Annotated in this window: 20 protein-coding genes; 10 read left to right on the forward strand and 10 right to left on the reverse strand. The window is 77.2% G+C overall.

Going from position 1 to position 18,883, the window contains the following annotated elements:
- Positions 1–3: 3 nt before the first annotated feature.
- Positions 4–1,455 (reverse strand): MocR-like pyridoxine biosynthesis transcription factor PdxR, encoded by a 1,452-nt coding sequence (gene pdxR / locus ACI78R_RS21500; protein ID WP_457042214.1) that lies wholly within the window; start codon positions 1,453–1,455, stop codon positions 4–6.
- 57 nt (positions 1,456–1,512) lie between these two features.
- Between pdxR and ACI78R_RS21505 the strand changes: the two genes are divergently transcribed.
- Positions 1,513–2,568 (forward strand): EamA family transporter, encoded by a 1,056-nt coding sequence (locus tag ACI78R_RS21505; protein WP_457042215.1) that lies wholly within the window; start codon positions 1,513–1,515, stop codon positions 2,566–2,568.
- On the opposite strand, the gene ACI78R_RS21510 is transcribed toward ACI78R_RS21505, so the two are convergent.
- Positions 2,474–3,178 carry a M50 family metallopeptidase gene (locus ACI78R_RS21510; protein ID WP_457042216.1) on the reverse strand — a complete coding sequence of 235 codons (705 nt, stop codon included), beginning with the start codon at positions 3,176–3,178 and terminating at the stop codon, positions 2,474–2,476. The genes ACI78R_RS21505 and ACI78R_RS21510 overlap by 95 nt on opposite strands.
- A gap of 187 nt (positions 3,179–3,365) precedes the next feature.
- On the opposite strand from ACI78R_RS21510, the gene ACI78R_RS21515 reads away from it, so the two are divergent.
- Positions 3,366–3,962: an antibiotic biosynthesis monooxygenase gene (locus ACI78R_RS21515; protein WP_457042217.1), complete on the forward strand. Its 597-nt coding sequence runs from the start codon at positions 3,366–3,368 to the stop codon at positions 3,960–3,962.
- Between the two features lie 535 nt (positions 3,963–4,497).
- On the opposite strand, the gene ACI78R_RS21520 is transcribed toward ACI78R_RS21515, so the two are convergent.
- Positions 4,498–4,860, reverse strand: coding sequence for a VOC family protein (locus tag ACI78R_RS21520; protein ID WP_457042218.1), 363 nt, complete (start codon positions 4,858–4,860; stop codon positions 4,498–4,500).
- 56 nt (positions 4,861–4,916) lie between these two features.
- The gene (locus ACI78R_RS21525) at positions 4,917–5,771 is read right to left on the reverse strand and encodes an ABC transporter permease (RefSeq protein ID WP_457042219.1); all 855 of its coding nucleotides are present in this window, start codon (positions 5,769–5,771) and stop codon (positions 4,917–4,919) included.
- A gap of 69 nt (positions 5,772–5,840) precedes the next feature.
- Between ACI78R_RS21525 and ACI78R_RS21530 the strand changes: the two genes are divergently transcribed.
- Complete coding sequence (locus ACI78R_RS21530; protein WP_457042220.1) at positions 5,841–6,788, forward strand: ABC transporter permease; 948 nt, start codon at positions 5,841–5,843, stop codon at positions 6,786–6,788.
- 590 nt (positions 6,789–7,378) lie between these two features.
- Positions 7,379–7,618 carry a hypothetical protein gene (locus ACI78R_RS21535; RefSeq protein WP_336026430.1) on the forward strand — a complete coding sequence of 80 codons (240 nt, stop codon included), beginning with the start codon at positions 7,379–7,381 and terminating at the stop codon, positions 7,616–7,618.
- Between the two features lie 73 nt (positions 7,619–7,691).
- On the opposite strand, the gene ACI78R_RS21540 is transcribed toward ACI78R_RS21535, so the two are convergent.
- Complete coding sequence (locus ACI78R_RS21540) at positions 7,692–8,123, reverse strand: hypothetical protein (protein WP_457042221.1); 432 nt, start codon at positions 8,121–8,123, stop codon at positions 7,692–7,694.
- Between the two features lie 107 nt (positions 8,124–8,230).
- On the opposite strand from ACI78R_RS21540, the gene ACI78R_RS21545 reads away from it, so the two are divergent.
- The 5 genes from ACI78R_RS21545 (at position 8,231) to ACI78R_RS21565 (ending at position 12,567) form a co-directional block, all read left to right on the forward strand.
- Positions 8,231–9,007 (forward strand): glycerophosphodiester phosphodiesterase, encoded by a 777-nt coding sequence (locus tag ACI78R_RS21545; RefSeq protein ID WP_457042222.1) that lies wholly within the window; start codon positions 8,231–8,233, stop codon positions 9,005–9,007.
- Positions 8,992–9,891: a lysophospholipid acyltransferase family protein gene (locus ACI78R_RS21550; protein ID WP_457042223.1), complete on the forward strand. Its 900-nt coding sequence runs from the start codon at positions 8,992–8,994 to the stop codon at positions 9,889–9,891. Before ACI78R_RS21545 ends, ACI78R_RS21550 begins: the two co-directional genes overlap by 16 nt.
- 46 nt (positions 9,892–9,937) lie before the next feature.
- Positions 9,938–11,287: an MFS transporter gene (locus ACI78R_RS21555; protein WP_457042224.1), complete on the forward strand. Its 1,350-nt coding sequence runs from the start codon at positions 9,938–9,940 to the stop codon at positions 11,285–11,287.
- Positions 11,284–12,021, forward strand: a complete 738-nt coding sequence (locus ACI78R_RS21560; protein ID WP_073419819.1) for a thymidine kinase — start codon at positions 11,284–11,286, stop codon at positions 12,019–12,021. The genes ACI78R_RS21555 and ACI78R_RS21560 overlap by 4 nt, the downstream gene beginning before the upstream one ends.
- A 201-nt stretch (positions 12,022–12,222) precedes the next feature.
- Positions 12,223–12,567 (forward strand): RNA polymerase-binding protein RbpA, encoded by a 345-nt coding sequence (locus ACI78R_RS21565; RefSeq protein WP_073419820.1) that lies wholly within the window; start codon positions 12,223–12,225, stop codon positions 12,565–12,567.
- An 88-nt stretch (positions 12,568–12,655) separates the two neighbouring features.
- On the opposite strand, the gene ACI78R_RS21570 is transcribed toward ACI78R_RS21565, so the two are convergent.
- The 4 genes from ACI78R_RS21570 to ACI78R_RS21585 all read right to left on the reverse strand — a co-directional run bounded on the left by ACI78R_RS21570 (position 12,656) and on the right by ACI78R_RS21585 (position 17,347).
- Positions 12,656–13,186: an FxsA family protein gene (locus tag ACI78R_RS21570; protein ID WP_457042225.1), complete on the reverse strand. Its 531-nt coding sequence runs from the start codon at positions 13,184–13,186 to the stop codon at positions 12,656–12,658.
- 40 nt (positions 13,187–13,226) lie between these two features.
- Positions 13,227–14,021 carry a polyprenol monophosphomannose synthase gene (locus ACI78R_RS21575; protein WP_073419822.1) on the reverse strand — a complete coding sequence of 265 codons (795 nt, stop codon included), beginning with the start codon at positions 14,019–14,021 and terminating at the stop codon, positions 13,227–13,229.
- The gene (gene lnt, locus ACI78R_RS21580) at positions 14,018–15,652 is read right to left on the reverse strand and encodes an apolipoprotein N-acyltransferase (protein WP_457042226.1); all 1,635 of its coding nucleotides are present in this window, start codon (positions 15,650–15,652) and stop codon (positions 14,018–14,020) included. The genes ACI78R_RS21575 and lnt overlap by 4 nt, the downstream gene beginning before the upstream one ends.
- A 186-nt stretch (positions 15,653–15,838) precedes the next feature.
- Complete coding sequence (locus ACI78R_RS21585; protein ID WP_457042227.1) at positions 15,839–17,347, reverse strand: amidohydrolase; 1,509 nt, start codon at positions 17,345–17,347, stop codon at positions 15,839–15,841.
- 77 nt (positions 17,348–17,424) lie between these two features.
- On the opposite strand from ACI78R_RS21585, the gene ACI78R_RS21590 reads away from it, so the two are divergent.
- Complete coding sequence (locus tag ACI78R_RS21590) at positions 17,425–17,952, forward strand: GNAT family N-acetyltransferase (protein ID WP_457042228.1); 528 nt, start codon at positions 17,425–17,427, stop codon at positions 17,950–17,952.
- 4 nt (positions 17,953–17,956) lie between these two features.
- On the opposite strand, the gene ACI78R_RS21595 is transcribed toward ACI78R_RS21590, so the two are convergent.
- Positions 17,957–18,883 (reverse strand): lysophospholipid acyltransferase family protein, encoded by a 927-nt coding sequence (locus tag ACI78R_RS21595; protein ID WP_457042229.1) that lies wholly within the window; start codon positions 18,881–18,883, stop codon positions 17,957–17,959.

The following is an 18,883-nucleotide window of genomic DNA, read 5'->3' on the forward strand; positions in this document are numbered from 1 at the left end:
CGGTCAGCCGAGCACCCGGCCCAGGCGGGCGACCGCCTCCTGGAGCCGGCCGGGCGGGGACGCGGCGTAGCCGAGCACCAGCCCGGCCGGGCCGGGGCGCACCCGGTGCCAGGACAGCGGGTGCACCAGCACCCCGGCCTCCCGCGCCCGGCGGGCCAGCACGGTGTCGTCGAGCCCCGGCCGCCCGGTGAAGGTGAGCAGCAGGTGCAGGCCCGCCGCCACCCCCTCGACCCGCGCCCCGGGCAGGTGCGCCCGCACGGCGGCGACGACGGCGTCGCGGCGGGCCCGCTGGCGGGTGCGCACGCGGCGCAGGTGCCGGTCGTGCGCGCCGGAGGCCAGCAGCTCGGCCAGCACCAGCTGGGGCAGCACCGGGCCGCCGAGGTCGGCGGCGTGCCGGGCGGCGACCAGCTCGGCGTGCAGGTGCGGCGGCGGCACCGCCCAGCCCAGCCGCAGCCCCGGCGCCAGGCTCTTGGAGACGCTCCCGGTGTGCAGCACCGATCCCGGCGCGGCGGCCTGGAGCGCGGCCACCGGCGGCCGGTCGTAGCGGTGCTCGGCGTCGTAGTCGTCCTCCACCACCAGCCCGCCGGTGTCCCGCGCCCAGGCCAGGACGGCGCGGCGCCGCGCGGGGGACAGGACGACGCCGGTGGGGAACTGGTGCGCCGGGGTGAGCAGCACCGCGCCCGCGCCGCTGCCGGACAGCGCGGCGGCGACCAGGCCCTCGCCGTCGACCGGCACCGGGACGGTGGGCACGCCCCGGTGGGCCAGCGCCTCGCGGGCGCCGCGCGAGCCGGGGTCCTCGACGGCGACCGCCGTGCCGGCGCCGGACGCCGCGTCGAGCAGCGGGCCGAGCAGCGCCAGCGTCTGGGCCACCCCGGCCACCACCACGAGGGCGTCGGCGTCGGCGCGCAGCCCGCGGGTGCGGGCCAGCCACGCGGCGAGCACCGTCCGCAGCCGCGGGTGGCCGCGCGGGTCGCCGTAGCCGAGGTCGGCGTCGCTCGCGCCGGCCAGCACCGCCCGCTCGGCCCGCAGCCAGGCGGCCCGCGGGAACGCGGCGAGGTCGGGGACGCCGGGGGAGAGGTCGAGGTCGACGCCCTCCGGCACCGGCGCCGGCAGCCGGGGGACGTCGGCCGGCGGCAGCGGGCTCACCGCCACCATGGGCGCCGGGCGCGGCGCGGTAGGGAAGGCCGGCACCGTCCCGGCGACCACCGTGCCCGCACCGGTGCGGGCGACCACCAGCCCCTCGTCGGCCAGCCGCCGCCACGCCTCGACGACGACGCCCCGGGAGGCGCCGAGGTCGCGGGCGAGCACCCGGGTCGGGGGCAGCGCCGCGCCGGGCGCCAGGCGGCCCTCGGCGACCGCCGCGCGCACCCGCTCGACCAGCCACGCGGTCAGGCCGTGGGGCGGTGCCTCGTCGCGGCGCAGCTGCAGGAAGTCGGCCCCGGCGGATCGGTCCACTGGATCTGCTCCTCATCGGACCTGTCCACCGGTCCGCTCGGCCGTCAGGGTCGCACCGTGCCCGCCGGACCCGCCACCCCCGTCCCCCCGCCCGCCGTCCCCGGCGCTCCGCCCGCCGTCGTCCCCGCCGTCGCCCCCGGCGCGCTCCGGACCGCCCTGCCCGGCGCCCTGGCGATGGTGTTCGTCGGCGGCAGCGTCGCCGTCTCCGGCCTGCTCCCCGGCGGCGCGGACGCCACCGCGCAGGCCCTGCGCTACACCGCCGCCTGCGCCGTCCTGGTGCTGCTGGCGCGGGCCGGCGGGCGGCCGCTGCTGCGGCCCCGCGGCGCCGAGTGGGCGTGGCTCGCGGGCGTCGCCGGCGCCGGGCTGGTGCTGTTCAACGTGGCCCTCGTCGAGGGCGCCGCGCACGCCGAGCCCGCGGTGCTGGGGGTCGCCGTCGCGAGCGTCCCCCTGCTGCTGGCCACCGCCGGCCCGCTGCTGCAGGGGCAGCGCCCGGCGCCGCGGGTGCTGCTGGCCGCGGTCGTGGTCACCGCGGGCGCCGCGGCGGTGCAGGGGCTGGGGCGCACCGACGGCACCGGGCTGCTGTGGGCGCTCGTGGTGCTGCTCTGCGAGGCGGCCTTCACGCTGCTCGCCGTCCCCGTGCTCGCCCGGCACGGGGCGTGGGGCGTCTCGGTGCACACCACCTGGCTGGCCGCCGCCGGGTTCGCCGTCCTCGGCCTGACCACCGAGGGACCCGGCACCCTCCTGCGGCTGGACGCCGGCGACCTGCTCGCCGTCGCCTACCTCGCGCTGGCGGTCACCGCCGCCGCCTTCGTCCTCTGGTACGCCACCGTCGGCCGGATGGGGCCCGGGCGCGCGGGGCTGCTCACCGGCCTCGCCCCCGTGGCGGCGGCCGCGGCCGGCGTCGCGCTGGGCGGCCCGCCGCCGGCGCCGGGGGTCTGGGCGGGCATCGCCCTGGTGGCCGCCGGGCTGGCGTGCGGCATGACGGGCGGGACCGCCGGCGGGACGGGGGGTCCCGGGCTCAGGGGAGCAGCAGCCAGGACCCGGCGAGGGCCAGCGCGCCGGCGTCCAGCAGCAGGAACAGCCCGACCCAGCCGAGTGCCGGCAGGCCGGTGAGCCGGGCCAGCTGGTCGGCGTCGGAGTCCGGTGCCGACCGCCGCCGGCGGGCCCGCTGCAGCTCGAGCACCGTCCGCGGGGCGGCGAGCAGCAGGAACCAGGTGACGGCCGCGGCGAAGGCGGCCTGCCCGGCCGGGGGCAGCCAGGCGGTGACGCCCGCGACCACCGCGCCGGTGACCAGCACCGCCCAGAGTCCGTAGAAGTTGCGGATCTGCAGGAGCAGCAGCGCCAGCAGCGCGAGCACCGCCCACAGCACCCCGGCGGCGTGCCCGGTCGCCAGCAGCGCCGCGGCTCCGAGCCCGAACAGGGCCGGGCCGGGATAACCCGCCGCGCAGGTGAGGACCATGCCCGGCCCGGTGGGGCGGCCCCGGGAGACGGTCAGGCCGGAGGTGTCCGAGTGCAGCCGGATGCCCGACAACCGGCGTCCCGCGGCCAGCGCCGCGAGCCCGTGGGCGCCCTCGTGGGCGATCGTCACCACCGTGCGGGCCGGTCGCCACAGCGCGGGGGTGGCCACCACGAGCAGGGCGACGACGGCAGCTCCGGCGAGTACGCCCGGCGGCAGCGGGGCCTCGGCGGTGGCCCGGGTCCAGAGGCGCTCCACGACGTCCATGGCCGCGAGTCAACCGCACGCGTCTGGGAGCGGCCCGGATGCGGGAGGACCCCGTGTCGTCCGTTATCCCCAACTAATGTGCGTGATCACCGGGGGACGCGTCCCGGGGAAGGGGAGCAGCGAGAGCGGGGAGGATCACGCCGCCCGCGGCTGCGGAGGCCCGGGCCGCCCGCTCATCCTGGACGGCGTGACGACGACGCCAGCTGTCGACGCCCGGGAGCTGCCGGTCACGGTCTCCTTCACCCGGCGCGCCGACCCCGCGCATACCCGCGAGATGACCGCCTGGATCCGCGCCGGCCTGACGATGGCCGAGTCGTTCCCCGGCTTCCTCGGCGCGGGGTGGGTGCGCCCGCGCGGCGGTTCCGACGAGTGGCACATGCTCTGCCGGTTCACCGACCAGGCGGCGCTCGAGGCGTGGGAGGCGTCGGCGGAGCGGGCCTGGTGGCTGCGCTCGGCCGAGGGCCTGGCCGAGGTGACCCGCACCGAGCGGCGCACCGGTATCGAGGGCTGGTTCGACGAGCCGGCCGTGACCGAGGTGGTCACCCCGGCGGGGCCGGCGGCGCCGCCGCGGTGGAAGCAGGCGACGACGATCTGGCTGGTCTTCTACCCGCTCAACCTGCTGGCCACGGTGACGCTCGGGGTGTGGCTGGACGGCCTGCCCGTCGCCCTGCGGGTGGCGGTCGTGACGCTCACCCTCACGCCCCTCATGACGTACCTGCTGCTCCCGTGGATCACCCGGCGCCTGCAGTGGTGGCTCGCCGGCCGCTCCTGGCGGGACCGCTGACCTCCGCATCTCCGTTATCCCGAACGATCTTTCAATGTTGAAAGCGGACAGGTAAACAGCACCAGCAGGGGAGGGTGGGGCACGCGGGCACCCCGCCCCGCGTGCCCGGAGGAGGGGTGGTCGGACGTGGTGGCGGTGCGCTCGGCCGCCACGGCGACGGCGAGGGACCCGTCCGGCCGAGCCGCCGCGGGCGGAGCCGACCGGGAGCCCGGTGAGCAACTCGGGCGCCGTCTCGACGACCGACGTGAGCGCCCGCCCCGGCCGCCGGGCGCGCGCTCGTCGCGGTGATCGACCCGGTCCGCCGCCGGCTCGTGGCCGATGGGGGTGTCGGATGCCCCGGCGCGGCCGGCCCGACTCCGTCCGCGCACCGGGCTGCCACCTGGACGGCGTGGCGGCACTCGCCAGGTACGGCGGGCACGGTACGAACTGACGCCGGACGGCACGTCGTCGTCGTCGCTCCGGATCTCCTGTGTCCGTTATCCCCAACAAAAAAACAACAAGACGGTGGTCACCTCTCAAGGTGGAAAAGCAACAGCTACCGGGTGAAGATCAGGTTCACCGGGTTGCCGTCGGGGTCCTGGACGTGGGCCACCCGCTGCCCCCAGGGCATGTCGGTCGCCGGGCCGGTCACCGTGCCGCCCAGCTCCTCGACCCGGGGGAGGGCGGCGTCGACGTCGTCGACCTCGATGCTCACCAGGACCCGGCCGGGGGAGCCGGGCGCGATGCCGTCGTCGGCGACGATCCCGAGGTCGGAGTCGCCGATCCGCAGGCCCTGGAAGAAGACGGGACCGTCGTCGGGCACGCGCAGGGTGGGGACGGCGCCGGCGACGTCCGTGTAGAAGCGCACCAGGCGCGTGACGTCGCGGGTGGCCAGGATCGGCTGGACGGTGCTCGGCACGGGGGACCTCCGGGGTTCGGCGGCGACGTCCTCCTGACCGGCCGGGCGGCCGGGACTCATCGGGACCCGTCGTCGCGGCCGGCGGCGCGCAGGCCCTCGCCGAGGAGAACGAAGGCGGCCACCGCCACGACCAGCACGACGCTCGGCGCCACGAGCGCGTGCGGCGCCCGCGAGGCCGCGTCGCCGCCCTGCTCGAGCAGGATCCCCCAGGAGTCGGTGGGGCGCTGCAGGCCGACGCCGGCGAAGGTCAGGATGGCCTCGGCGGAGACCAGGAAGCCCGCGTAGGCGCTGGTGAACACGAGCAGTGGCCGCACCGCCGACGGCAGGACGTGGCGCCCGAGCAGCCGCACGGGGCCGGCGCCGAGCGCCCGGGCCGCCGTCACGTGGTCGAGGGCCAGCACCTGGCGGGTGCTCGCGCGCACGATCCGTACCATGGGCGGCCAGCTGAAGGCGGCCAGGACGACCACCACCTGCGCGACGCCGCGGCGGTCGGTGGCGCTGAGCAGGATGACGCCGCCCAGGACCAGCGGGATGCCCGACCAGACGTCGGTGACCCGGGTGACCAGCGCGTCCACCCAGCCGCCGGCGTAGGCCGCGAGGGTGCCGAGCAGCAGTGCGGCGGGCCCGGCGATCGCGACGACGGCCACGACGAGCAGCAGGGACGTCCGGGCGCCGTACACGACCTTGGCGGCCAGGTCGCAGCCGAAGAGGTCGAAACCCAGCGGGTGCGCCCACGACGGCGGCACGAGCGAGTCGGCCAGGTCGCAGGCGCGGGGGTCGGCCGGGGCGAGCGCGGCCGGCACCAGCGCCATCGCCGCGAACAGGGCGAGCAGCAGCGTGGCCACGATCAGCGGGGCGTTCCACCGGCGCCGCCCGGTCGGGGTGTCCGCGGACGGCAGGGGTGGCGGCACGGGCGGAGTGTGCCCGAGGCCGGCCGGCGCGGTCGACCGGGTGATCACCGTCCTGCCACGATGGGCCGCGTGCTCGCCTTCGCCGTCCGCCGGTCCGGGCAGGCACTGGTCAGCATCTGGGCGGCGGTGACCCTGGTCTTCGTCGCCGTGACGCAACTGCCGGGCGACCCGGTGCGGGCGCTGTTCGGCTTCCGCCCGCCGCCCCCCGAGCTCTACGCCCGCATCCGCAGCGACTACTCCCTCGACGAGCCGGTGGCCGTCCAGTACGGGCGGTACCTGCGCGACCTGCTCACCGGCGACTGGGGCCGCGGCCTGCCGAGCCTGCGCGGGGACGCGGTGGTGCCCGGGCCGGCCGTCCTGGACGTCGTCGCGGTCGCCGCCCCGGTGAGCGCGGTCCTGCTCGGCGGTGCGGTGCTGGTGCAGCTGGTCGTCGGCGTGGTGGCCGGCGCGCTCGCCACGGGCGGGCGGTGGACCGGGACGGGGGTCTACGCCGTCGCGACGCTGCTGGTGGGCACGCCGGTGGTGGTGGCGGCCTACCTGCTGCGGTTCGTCTTCGTCTCCGAGCTCGGGTGGGCGCCGGTCAACGGGCGCACCGGGGAGCCCGCGGCCTACCTGCTGCCGGTGCTGGCCCTGGCCGCCCTGTCGACCGGCTACGTCGCGCTGATCGCGCGGGTGGAGGTGGGGGAGACGCTGCGCTCGCCGTTCGTGCTGGCCGCCCGGGGCCGCGGCCTGCCGCCGTGGCGGGTGGTCGGGGTGCACGCGCTGCGGCCGGCGCTGACGCCGGTGGTGACCTACGTGGCGGCGAACCTGGGGCAGCTGTTCGTGGGGCTGATCGTCGTCGAGGGCGTCTTCGGCATGCCGGGCGTCGGCGGTGCGATCCTCGGGGCGATCCAGGGGCGGGACCGGGCGATGCTGGTCGGCCTGACGACGGTCGTCATCGCGGCGGTCATCGTGGCCAACGCGCTCGCCGACGTCGCGGCCGCGGCGGTGGACCCGAGGGTGCGGGTGCGGTCCTGAGGACGCGCTCACACGGGGTCCGTCGGTGGCGCGGGGAGCGGGTCCTCTCCGGACTAGTTGACATAATGTGCATTATCGGCGCACTGGATCCGGGCGCGAGAAGGGGTCGATCCGGCTCGCCACCGGGTCCCGCAGCTCGTTGCCTGACAGGCCTGGACCGCTCGACGCCGACGTCCGCTCCGACGTCACCTCGACGACGATGCATGTGCCGGACGCCGGCGACCCTCGGCGGGTCGTCGCCGGCGCTCGTCGAGGCCGTCCGCCGACCCAGGTTCGTGCACCGCGACGTTCCCGCGCGCCCGAGCCGTTCCGACGCCTCCTCGGTCCACTGGCGATCTCCCCGGCGGCCCGGCACCCGGTCGCCGGCCTCCGGCCACCCGGTTCCGGCCGCATCGCCGCCCGGCCCGTCCCGCCCGGCTGTCCCCCGAGTCCCGATGATCATCGACGGCGGCGACGAGCCGCTCCTGCCGCCGACCACCCGCCCCTCCCCGGTGCCCGCGACACCACCGTCTTTTCGTCACTGTGACGTTAGAACGGTGATGTCCGTGCTTCGACGGGCGGCCCGCCCGGTGCCTGCCTAGGGTCGACGCATGGAACTCCGACGTCCGATCGCAGCACTCATGACCGCGCTGGCGCTGTTCGGAGGCGGCGCCACGCTCACGGCCTGCAACGCGGCCGGCGACACCCAGAACGACGGCACGACCGACGACAGCGAGAACTCCAGCGGCAACGACCCGTCGGAGGAGTCGCAGGACAACCTGCCGGACAACAGCAACCCGGACCCGGGCGCGCCCGAGGACCAGGACGACGACACGCAGGACCCGGACTGACCTGCCGCCCGGGACCGGACAGCGCGAGCCGGACGCCGGGACCCGGGGACGGTGACCGGGCCCGGCGCACGCGTCAGCCGGCGCGCTCGGTGACCCAGAGCCGGTCGAGCCGCCCCGTCGAGCGCACCACGTCGGCCAGCATCTGCTCGAGCTCGGCCTTGGTGTGTCGTTCGCCGAGCAGCGTCTGCACGTCCTCGAGGGCACAACGCAGCTGGAACAGCCGGTCCTGCAGCCCGTCGAGCTCGGCGCGCTTGACGAGGACGACGTCGTCGGACAGGCCGGCCTTGGCCGTCGCCGAGCGTTGCTCGTAGGCGCGCTGCCGGCACGCCTGACCGCAGTACAGGCGCGGACGGCCGACGGACCCGGCCTGCGGGAGCACCCGCCGGCACCAGCCGCACCGGCGCTCGGTGCCGCTCCCCTGCTCGCCGGTGTCGCGCTTCCCCGACGTCCTGACCGCCCTCTCGACCGTTCCCGCGGCGGCGCCGCGGACCTGCTGCTCTGCCACGGCCGCGACGCTAGACGCCCCCACCGACAGTCCGGCGAGACACGCCCGGGAGGCGCCTCGTGACGGGGCCGGTCGGCGTGTCGGGGGCCCGCACTAGCGTGTCGCCCGTGCCCCCCGCCCGGTTCGCCTTCCTCGAGGGGCCGACCCCTCTCGCGATGGCCCACCGGGGCGGCGCGATCGAGCACCTGGAGAACACCATGCCGGCCTTCGCGGCCTGCGTGGCGATGGGTTACCGCTACCTGGAGACCGACGTGCGGGTGACCGCCGACGGCGTGCCGGTCGTCTTCCACGACCCCACCCTCGACCGGGTCACCGACCGCACCGGGCGGATCGAGCAGCTGCCGTGGGCGGAGGTCGCCGAGGCGTGCATCGGCGGGCGGGAGCCGGTCCTGCGGCTCGAGGAGCTGCTCGGCGCCTGGCCCGACGTCCGGTTCAACCTCGACATCAAGGCCGCCGGTGTCCTCGCGCCGCTGGTGCGGGTGCTGCGCCGCATGGACGTCCTGGACCGCGTCTGCCTCGGCTCGTTCTCCGACGCCCGGGTCGCCGCCGCCCGCCGGCTGCTCGGCCCCACGGTGTGCACCTCGCTCGGCCCGCGCGGGGTGGCGGCGCTGCGGTTGTCGTCGTACTCGCCGCGGGCGGCCGGGCTGGTGCGGATGCAGGCCGGCTGCGCGCAGGTGCCGCTGCAGCTGGGTGGCCGCGCGCTGGTCGACGAGCGGTTCGTCACCGCCGCGCACGCCCGCGGGCTGCAGGTGCACGTGTGGACCGTCGACACGGCCGAGGAGGCGACGGCGATGCTCGACCTCGGCGTGGACGGCATCATGACCGACCGCCCGGCGATGCTGAAGGAGATCCTCGAGGCCCGGGGCCAGTGGGCCGGCCGCTGAGCGACCGGGTGCGGCGGCTGCGCGAGTGGCGGCCGGCTCCCCCGCCGCTGCCCGACCACCTCGAGCCGGTGCTGCGCGACACCGACCCCGAGTGGTTCGCCCGCGAGCTGGCGATCGCCGCGGCGCCGCCGTGGGACGGCTGGCTGCTCGCGCTGCGGCGGCTGTCCTGGCTGGTCGACCTGTTCGGCCGGGTGGAGATCACCGGCGGGATCCCCGACGAGCTGCGCCGCGGCCCGCTGCTGCTGGCGGCCAACCACGTCGGCGACTTCGACCCGTTCCTGATCGCCGTCGCCCTGCACCGCCTCGGCGTCGTCCCGCGGATCATGGCGACCGGCGGGATCATGTCCGCGCCGGTCGTCGGGCCGGTGCTCGAGCGCGCCGGCGGCATCCGGGTGGAGCGGGGCACCGAGGTCGCCCGGCACGCGGTACGAGTGACCGAGGTGGCGCTGGTGCACGGCGGCCACGTCGTCGCCTATCCCGAGGGGCGGGTCGGGCTGTCACCGGACTGGTGGCCCGAGCGCGGCCGCACCGGGCTGGCCCGGCTGGCGCTCGGTGTCGGCGTGCCGGTGATCCCGGTCAGCCAGTGGGGCGCCCAGGACGTGCTGCAGTACGGCAACGACTGGGGCAAGCTGCGCACCCTCGCCCGCTCCCTGGTGCGGCGGCCGGTGCTGCGGGTGCACGTCGGCCCGCCGGTGTACCTGGAGGACCTGCGGCCGGGCCGGGTCGGCGACGCCAACCGGGCGCGGATGCGGATCGCCGCGGCGATCACCCGCGGGCTGGTGCCGCTGCGCGCGGCCGCCGCCCCGCTGCGTCCCGACCCCACCCGGCCGACGACGGGCGCCGCGGCGTTCCCCGGCGGCGTGGTGCCCGAGGACATCCCGTGACGGGCCGGTGCTGGAAGTGCCGACCCGCGGCTGGCACCCTGCGGCCGTGACTGCGCCCGACCTCCAGGCCGCTCCCGGCCCCGCCGACCGCGCGCTGCGCCGCGAGCGCTTCGGCTGGTACTCCTACGACTGGGCGATGTCGGTGTTCAACACCAGCGTCACCACGGTCTTCCTCGGGCCCTACCTGACCAGCGTCGCCCAGGACGCCGCCGGCGCCGACGGCCGGCTGCCGTTCCTCGGCCTGTCCATCCCGCCGGGCAGCTGGTTCTCCTACGTCCTGTCGTTCTCGGTGGTCGTGCAGGTCGTCGTGCTGCCGCTCACCGGCGCCGTGGCCGACCGCAGCGGGCGCAAGAAGCAGCTGCTCGGGGCGCTGGCGCTGCTCGGCGCGCTGGCCGCCACCTGCCTGTTCTTCGTCGCCGACGGCCGGTACCTGCTCGGCGCGGCGCTGTTCGTCGTCGCGAACGTGGCCTTCGGCGCGGCGACCGTCGTCTACTACTCGTGGCTGCCCGACCTCGCCGGCCCCGACGAGCGCGACGCCGTCTCCAGCCGCGGGTGGGCGTTCGGCTACGTCGGCGGCGCGCTGCTGCTCGCCGTCCACCTGGGGCTGTTCCTCGGGGCGGAGTCCCTGGGGCTCACCGAGGGCGAGGCGGTGCGCATCTGCCTGGCGACGGCGGGCCTGTGGTGGGGCCTGTTCACCCTGGTCACGGTCACGCTGCTGCGCGACCGGCCGCCGGTGGCCGCGCACGGCGCCGGCACGAGCGGGTTCCGGCAGCTGTGGTCGACGCTCAAGGGGATGCGGGCGTTCCCGCTGACGCTGTGGTTCCTCGGCGCCTACCTGCTGTTCAACGACGGCGTGCAGACCGTCATCTCGCTGTCGGCCACCTACGCCAGCGAGGAGCTGGGCCTGTCGCAGTCGGTGCTCACCGGCGCGATCCTCATGGTCCAGGTGGTCGCCGTCTTCGGCGCCCTGGGGCTGGGCCGGGTGGCCGCCCGCTACGGCGCCAAGCGCACCGTGCTCGGCTGCCTGGTGGCCTGGACGGCGGTGCTCGTGGCCGCCTACACGCTGCAGGAGGGCGCCGTCGCGCAGTTCTACGCGCTGGCCGCCGTCATCGGCCTGGTGCAGGGCGGCACCCAGGCGCTGTCGCGGTCGCTGTTCAGCCACCTCATCCCGGCCGGCCGGGAGGCGGAGTACTACAGCTTCTACGAGATCAGCGACCGCGGGACCAGCTGGCTCGGGCCGCTGGCCTTCGGCCTGACCTACCAGCTCACCGGGTCCTACCGGTACGCGATCATCAGCCTGGTCGTGTTCTTCGTCGCCGGGTTCCTGCTGCTGCTGCGCCTGCCCATGCGGCGGGCGGTGGTCGCGGCCGGCAACACCCCGCCGGAGCGGCTGTGAGCGACGCGGAGGGGCTGCCGGCGTCGGTGCCCGCGGCCGGCGACCGGCGCCGCGCCCCGGCACCGGCGCACCTGCGCTTCTTCCACGGCCCGATGGACTGCGGCAAGTCGACGCTGGCGCTGCAGGTCGACCACAACCAGAGCCGGCAGGGCCGCTCGGGGCTGCTGCTCACCCAGGGCGACCGGTCGGCCCGGCCGCGGATCACCTCCCGCGTCGGGCTGGCCCGCGAGGCGGTCGAGGTCGACGCCGGCACCGACCTGCTGCTGCTGGTGCGCACCCGGTGGGCCGACGGCACCCGGGTGGACTACCTGATCGTCGACGAGGCGCAGTTCCTCACCCCGGGCCAGGTCGACCAGCTCGCCGAGCTCGTCGACGCGTCGCACGTCGACGTCTACGCCTTCGGGCTGACCACCGACTTCCGCGCCCGCCTGTTCCCGGGCACCCAGCGGCTGCTGGAGGTCGCCGACGACGTGCAGCGCATCCAGGTGGAGGTGCTGTGCTGGTGCGGGGCGCCCGGGCTGCTCAACGCCCGCGTCGTCGACGGGCAGATGGTGCGCGAGGGCGCCACCGTCGTCGTCGCCGACACCGCCCCCACCCCCGCGCCGGACAGCGTCGCCCCCGACGCGTCGACGACGGTGCCGGAGACGCACTACCAGGTGCTGTGCCGGCGGCACCACGTCCTGGGCCTGCTCGGTCCCGGGGCGGCCGGTCCCGGGCAGCTCGCCCTGCCCTGACCTCCCCCGCCGGGGTGGCGTCGCTCACCCCTGGGAGGGGCGGCGGGCGCCCCGATACCACTCCATGCGATGATGGGGAACCGACTCAGCGGAATCTCTCCGCGAAATCCGCCGTTGGTCTCCTTGACTCCCTCCTGCAGTGGGTACCCCCTGCAGCGAGGAGTCCTGACCGACACCACCAGCACGAGAGGACGGTGTGCCATGGGCGAGCGTTCCCTGCGCGGCAGCCGACTGGGCAGCGTGAGCTACGAGACCGAGCGGAACACCGCGCCGATCGAGCGGCAGTACGTCGAGTACAAGTGCCCCTCGGGTCACCAGTTCACCGTGCCGTTCGCGGACGACGCCGAGGTGCCCGACACCTGGGAGTGCAAGTTCGACGGCGCGGCGGCGAAGCTGGTCGGCGGCGCCGAGCCGGCTCCCAAGAAGGTGAAGCCCCCGCGGACGCACTGGGACATGCTCCTGGAGCGCCGCTCCGTCGAGGACCTCGAGGAGGTCCTGGCCGAGCGCCTCGAGGTGCTCCGCGGCCGGCGCACCCGCGCCAGCTGACCCCAGCACGCAGCAGGACGGCCCCGGTGGGACTCCCCCACCGGGGCCGTTCCGCGTCCGGGGCCGGGGACGCCGGCCCCCGGGGTGCTCAGGACGGGCGCGGGCCGCTGTCGACCACGTCGCCGGCCACCTCGCCCTCGATGACCCGCACCGGGGCGCCGAAGGCTCCGGACGCGGAGGCACGGGACGCGGTGGCACCGGACGGGGCGCCGGGCACCCGGGTGCTGTGCACCCGCACCGGGCCGGCGGCCGAGAGCCCCAGCCGGGCGGCCAGCCCGCGGCCCACGGCGGCGCGCACCAGTGGCCGGGTGGGCGGCAGCAGGCACAGCAGCCCGACGGCGTCGGACACGAAGCCCGGCAGCACCATCAGCGCCCCGCCGACCGCGCCCAGGCCCGCGTCGGACGCGGCGCGCCCCGGCGGCCGGTGCGCCACGGCCCGCTCCCGCAGCGCCTCCAGCGCGCGCGTGCCCTGGCGCGCCATCAGCGCCCAGCCCAGCACGGTGGTGGCCAGCGCCGCCAGCACGGTGGCACCCACGCCGATCCAGCTCGCCACCAGCACGAACACGGCGATCTCGGCGAGGGCCCACAGCCCCGCCAGCACCCGGATGCGTCGACCCACAGCTCTCCCCGGTCCGGCCTCGCGGGCGGCCCGGGTCCGCCTACCGGACCTCGCTGGACCGCCCGCCGTCGCGGACCCGTCCTGGTACGGCGCGGGGGACCCGGCCCGGCAGGCGGTCGGCCAGCCGGTCCTGCAGGCCCCACCACGTGACCCGCACCAACGCCTCTTCAACGATCGAGGCGGTCATCTTGCTCCTGCCGAACTCGCGTTCGCTGAAGGTGATCGGCACCTCGGCCACCCGGGCGCCGGCGCGGACCGCCCGCCACGCCCAGTCGACCTGGAAGCAGTAGCCCTGGCTGGCCACCTCGTCGAAGGGCAGCCGGTCGACCAGCTCCCCGCGGACGGCCCGGAACCCGCCGGTGGCGTCGGCCAGGGGCAGCCGCAGCGCCCAGCGGGTGTACCGGTTGCCCAGGCGGGACAGCAGCAGCCGGCGCCGCGGCCAGTCCTCCACCCGGCCGCCGGGCACCCACCGCGACCCGAGCACCAGGTCGGCGTCCTCGAGCCCGGCCAGCAGCAGCGGCAGCTGCTCGGGGTGGTGCGAGCCGTCGGCGTCCATCTCGACCAGCACGTCGTAGCCGTGCGCGCGGCCCCAGCGGAACCCGGCGACGTACGCGGGGCCCAGACCGGACTTCTCCGTGCGCCGCAGCACGTGCACCCGCGGGTCCTGGGCGGCGATCTTCTCGGCCAGCTCGCCGGTGCCGTCCGGGGAGCCGTCGTCGACCACCAGGGCGTGCGCGTCGGGGACGGCGGCGTGCAGCCGGTCGAGGATCGGCTCGAGGTTCTCCACCTCGTCGTAGGTGGGGATGACGACGAGGACCCGCTGCCCCGCGCTCACCGCCGGCTCCGGCGGGCGCGCAGGGCGGGAACGGCGACGGCGAGCACGGCACCGGCGCCCAGGGCGGACAGCGCCCACTCGGGGCCGGCGCCCAGCCGCTGGGCGAGGGTGGCGCCGTCGCGCCGGGCGATGTCCTCGACGAACACCGCGGAGGTGAACAGCCCCGAGGAGCGCACCAGGGAGCCGTCGGGCGCGATGACGGCGGAGATGCCGCTGGTGGAGGCCAGCGCCACCGACCGGCCGAACTCGACCGCGCGCACCTGGGCGGCGGCCACCTGCTGGGCGCTCTCGTCGGTGTAACCGAAGGTGGCGTTGTTGGTCTGCACCACGAGCAGCTCCGCGCCGGCGTCGACGGTGTCGGCCACCAGGGAGTCGTAGACCACCTCGAAGCAGATGACGTCGCCGACCCGGGCGCCGCCCATGTCGAGCACGCCGACCTCGGTGCCGTGGGTGAAGTCGCGGCGGACGAGGTCGACCTTGTCGCTGAAGAACCGGAAGAAGGCGCGCGCCGGCACGTACTCGGCCAGCGGCACGGGGTGGCGCTTGACGTAGGTGTCGCCGGGGCCGCTGTCGGGGTCCCAGACGATGCCGGTGTTGCTCAGGTACTCCCCGGGCCCCTCGACCACGGCGCCCACCAGGATCGGCGCGCCGATCGCCCCGGCGGCCCGGCTGATCGCCCGGGCGGCGTCGTCATTGGTGTAGGGGTCGATGTCGGAGCTGTTCTCCGGCCACACCACCAGGTCCGGCTGCGCCTCGTCGCCGGCCGCCACCCGGGCGGCCAGGTCGAGGGTCTGCTGCACGTGGTTGTCCAGGACCGCGCGGCGGCGGGCGTTGAACTCCAGGCCCGCCTCGGGGACGTCGCCCTGCACGACGGCGACGGTGACGGCCGGCCCGCCGTCGGTGAGCGAGGACCCCGGCAGGGGCAGCCACGCGGCGGCGCCGGCCAGCGGGACGGCGAGCGCGCCGGCGACCAGCGCGGCCGCCGCCCTCGGGGACGGTCCCCCGGGGGACGCCGACCGTCGGGCCCGCACGAGCGCGAGGACGGCGGCCGCCAGCAGCGCGCCGGTGAGGGCGACGGCGAAGCCGACCAGCGGCACCCCGCCGTAGGCGGCCAGCGACAGGAACGGCCCGTCGGTCTGGCTGAACCCCAGCCGGCCCCACGGGAACCCGCCCAGCGGCAGCCGGCCGCGCAGCGCCTCGTCGAGCACCCACAGCGCCGCGGTCCACAGCGGCCACAGGCGCAGCCGGGAGACCGCCGCGGTGGCCGCGCCGAGGGCGGCGAGGAACAGCGCCTGGGAGACCGCCAGCGCCAGCCACGGGAACGCGCCGACGTAGGTGCCGCTCCACGACAGCAGCGGCACGAAGAACGCCAGGCCGAGCACCAGCCCCAGCCACGCCCCGGAGCGGGCGCGCTGCCCGTGGACGGCGAGGGCGAGGGCAGCGGGGCCGAGGACGGCCAGCCCGGTCAGCGACCACCCGGGGAAGGCGGACAACAGCGCGACCCCGCCCGCGGCGGCCAGCGCCGTCCGCCAGGGCAGCCGCCGGGACCACTGCCGGGACCGGCTCCCGGACGGCCGCCCGGCGGCGTCGGGGACCGCGTCGAGCGTGTCCGTCGCGGCTGCTGGTGGCACCGCCGGCCTCCCCGCGACGTCGCGCCGCGGACCGGGTCCGGGCTGCAGTGGGCGCCCGCGGCTGTGCGTGCGCGGACCACGACGTGGCCCGCCGGACAGTCTCCCACCCCCGGCGGCGGGACCGGCCGCCCCGCCCGCGGTGTCCCCCGCCGGTGCGGCGACCGCACCCGCGCGGGCGCCGGCCGGTTACAGCGGCAGCACCCGGCCGGCCACGACCAGGCCGGAGCAGCCGGGACGGACCCGGCCGGCCAGCACGGCCGAGAGCGTGTCCGCGGTGGCCCAGAGCGCGAGATCCGCGGGCGCGCCCGGCGCCAGCGGGCCGGCGGGGTGCTCGGCCCGCACGGCGTGCCAGCCGCCGTGGGTGGCCGCGTCGAAGGCGTCGAACGGGCGCAGCCCCGAGGCGCGCTCGTGGTGGTCGACGGCGGCGTGCACCCCGCCCCACGGGTCCATCGGCGTCACCGGGGCGTCGCTGCCCAACGCCAGGGCCACCCCGGCGTCGGCGAGGTCGGCGAACGGGTTGGCGCCCAGCGCCCGCTCCACGCCGAGGCGCTCGGCGTACATCCCGGCGTCCCCGCCCCAGGCGGCGTCGAAGGCCGGCTGCACGCTGGCCACCATCCCCCACGCGCGCATCCGCTCGACCGCCTCCGGCCCGGTCATCTCCACGTGCTCCAGGCGGTGCCGGCACGCCCGCACGGCGGCGACGCCGAGCTCGTCGACGACCGCGCCGACGGCGTCGAGCACCTGGTCGACGGCGGCGTCGCCGATGACGTGGAACCCGGCCTGGATCCCGGCGGCGGTGCAGGCGCGCACGTGCTCCACCAGCTGCGCGGTCTCGAAGCGCAGCGCCCCGGAGGTGTCGGGCCGGTCGCGGTAGGGCGCCGACAGCGCGGCGGTGTGCGAGCCGAGAGCGCCGTCGCAGAACAGGTCGCCGCCGGCCCCGGCCAGCCCGAGCTCCCGCACCAGGTCCAGCCCGCCGCGCTCGGCCAGCTCCCCCCAGTAGCCCAGCACGCGCGGGCCGGGCCGCCCGGCGGCCAGTGCGAGCAGGGCGCGCAGGTCCTCGGCACCGGACACCTCCGGCCCGGCCATCTCGTGCACCGTGCCGATGCCGAGGCGGGCGGCCGCGTCCAGGGTGGCGGCCTGCGCCGCCGCCCGCTGCGGGGCGCTCACCGCGCCGTAGGCGGCCTGCCGGGCGGCGTGGTGGGCGTCGAGGCGCAGCTGCCCGTCCGCGGCGAAGCCGGGCAGGTCCCGGACGCCGGGCACCCGGTCCAGCAGCGCGGTCGACACGGTGGCCGAGTGCACGTCGACCCGCGCCAGGTACACCGGGCGGTCCCCGACGACGGCGTCCAGGTCGGCGCGGGTCAGCCCCCGGCCCTCCGGCCAGCCGGTCTCGTCCCACCCGGTGCCGAGCAGCACCCCGGACGGGGCGGCGCGGTGCGCGGCCGCGACGGCCGCGACCGCCGCCGCGAGGCTCGACCTCGAGTGGAGGTCGAGACCGGTGAGCGCCAGGCCGGTCGCCGTCGCGTGCACGTGCGCGTCGACGAACGCCGGGGTCAGCAGGGCGCCGTCCCCGGCGAGCACCCGGTCGGCCCGCGGCGCGTCGCCGGTGTCGCCGAGCCAGGCGATCGCGCCGTCGGCGACGGCCACCGCGCGGCCGGGGCGGTCGCCGACGGTCACGTCGGTGATCAGCAGGTCCACGGCAGCAGCATGACGGCGCCCCCCGGCCCGCCCGTTCCCGGGTGGCCGCGCACCGGCCGCGGCGGTAGGCAGGACCGATGGCGGACGGGGAGCTGCTCACCCCCCGGCTGCGGCTGCGCGCCTGGACCACCCGCCGCGACGACCTGGCCCGGCTCACCGACATCTACGGCCGCCCCGAGGTGACCCGCTGGCTCGGCGGCAGCCCGTCGGTGGGGCCGGTGGAGCTGGTCGCCCGGTGGGCGGAGGTCAACCGCGCCGACCCGCGCTTCGGGTGCTGGGCGGTGGAGGTGCGCGCCGACCCGCCCGTCGTCGCCGGCACCGTGCTGCTCAAGCCGCTGCCCGACGGCGTGGGCGAGGTGGAGGTCGGCTGGCACCTGCACCCCGAGTGCTGGGGCCACGGGTACGCCACCGAGGCCGCGCGCGCCGTCGTCGAGCGGGCCTTCGGCGCCGGGCTGCCCGAGGTCTACGCCGTCGTCCGGCCCGGCAACGAGCCGTCCCTGGCGGTGTGCCGCCGGCTGGGCATGGCGCCGCTGGGCCGGATGCGCCGCTGGTACGACGTCGAGCTCGAGGCCTTCCGGCTCATGGCCCCGCCGGTGGTCGACTAGCCGCTCAGGCGGCCCGGTCCGGCCGCTCCGGCGACGGGCGCCCGGGTGCCGGAGACCCCGCGGCGCGCGGCCGGCGGCGCCCGGGCAGGCGGGCCAGCAGCCGGGCGCGGCGCGACGTGCGCGCCCGCACCCGGGCCCCGGCGGCGTCGGCGCTGTCGCGCTCGGCGGCCTCCTGCGGCGTGGGCGCGGTGCCGCCCAGGTGGGCCGGCACCCACCACGTGTCGTCGGGGCCGTCGGGCTGCTGCGGATAGGTGCGCTGCGCCTCGTCCAGCAGCGCCTCCATGGCCACCTTGGTGCGGGCCAGCAGCGCCGGGGGCGTCTCCCCGGGCTCGGGCACGACCGGCTCGCCGAACAGCACGGTGACCGCGCGGCCGCGGGTGAGGTCGACGGGGCGCTTCTTGGTGGCCACCCGGTGCCCGCCCCACACTGCGGCCGGGAGGATCGGCACCTGCGCGTCGAGGGCCATGCGGGCGGCGCCGGCCTTGAGCTCCTTCACGGTGAAGCTCTGGCTGATCGTGGCCTCCGGGAAGACGCCGACCACCTGTCCGTCCCGGAGCGACCGGACGGCGGCGTCGAAGGCCGCGGCGCCGGCCTTGCGGTCGACCGGGATGTGCCGCATGGCGCGCATGAACGGCCCGGCGAACCAGTGGCCGAACACCGACGCCTTGGCCATGAAGCGCACCAGCCGGTGCCGCGGCAGCGCGCCGAGGCCGAGGAAGGTGAAGTCGAGGTAGCTGACGTGGTTGCTGCAGATCACCGCGCCGCCGGAGGTGGGCACGTGCTCGGAGCCCCGGACGTCGAACCGCAGCCGCAGCAGCCGGAAGATGACCAGGGTGACGCGGACGACCAGGCGGTAGGGCCCGTCGCCGCGCTCCGGCCGGGGGCCGAACAGGTCGCGCCGGACGACGTCACGCCAGCTCGCGGTGTACAT

It is taken from the genome of Geodermatophilus sp. SYSU D01106 (genome assembly GCF_054049995.1).

Excerpts from the sequence above, each read along its gene's own strand:
- ACI78R_RS21595 (WP_457042229.1), bottom strand. The coding sequence starts at position 18,883 with ATGTACACCGCGAGCTGGCGTGACGTCGTCCGGCGCGACCTGTTCGGC.
- ACI78R_RS21565 (WP_073419820.1), top strand. The coding sequence starts at position 12,223 with ATGGGCGAGCGTTCCCTGCGCGGCAGCCGACTGGGCAGCGTGAGCTAC.
- ACI78R_RS21510 (WP_457042216.1), bottom strand. The coding sequence starts at position 3,178 with ATGGACGTCGTGGAGCGCCTCTGGACCCGGGCCACCGCCGAGGCCCCG.
- ACI78R_RS21535 (WP_336026430.1), top strand. The coding sequence starts at position 7,379 with ATGGAACTCCGACGTCCGATCGCAGCACTCATGACCGCGCTGGCGCTG.
- ACI78R_RS21590 (WP_457042228.1), top strand. The coding sequence starts at position 17,425 with ATGGCGGACGGGGAGCTGCTCACCCCCCGGCTGCGGCTGCGCGCCTGG.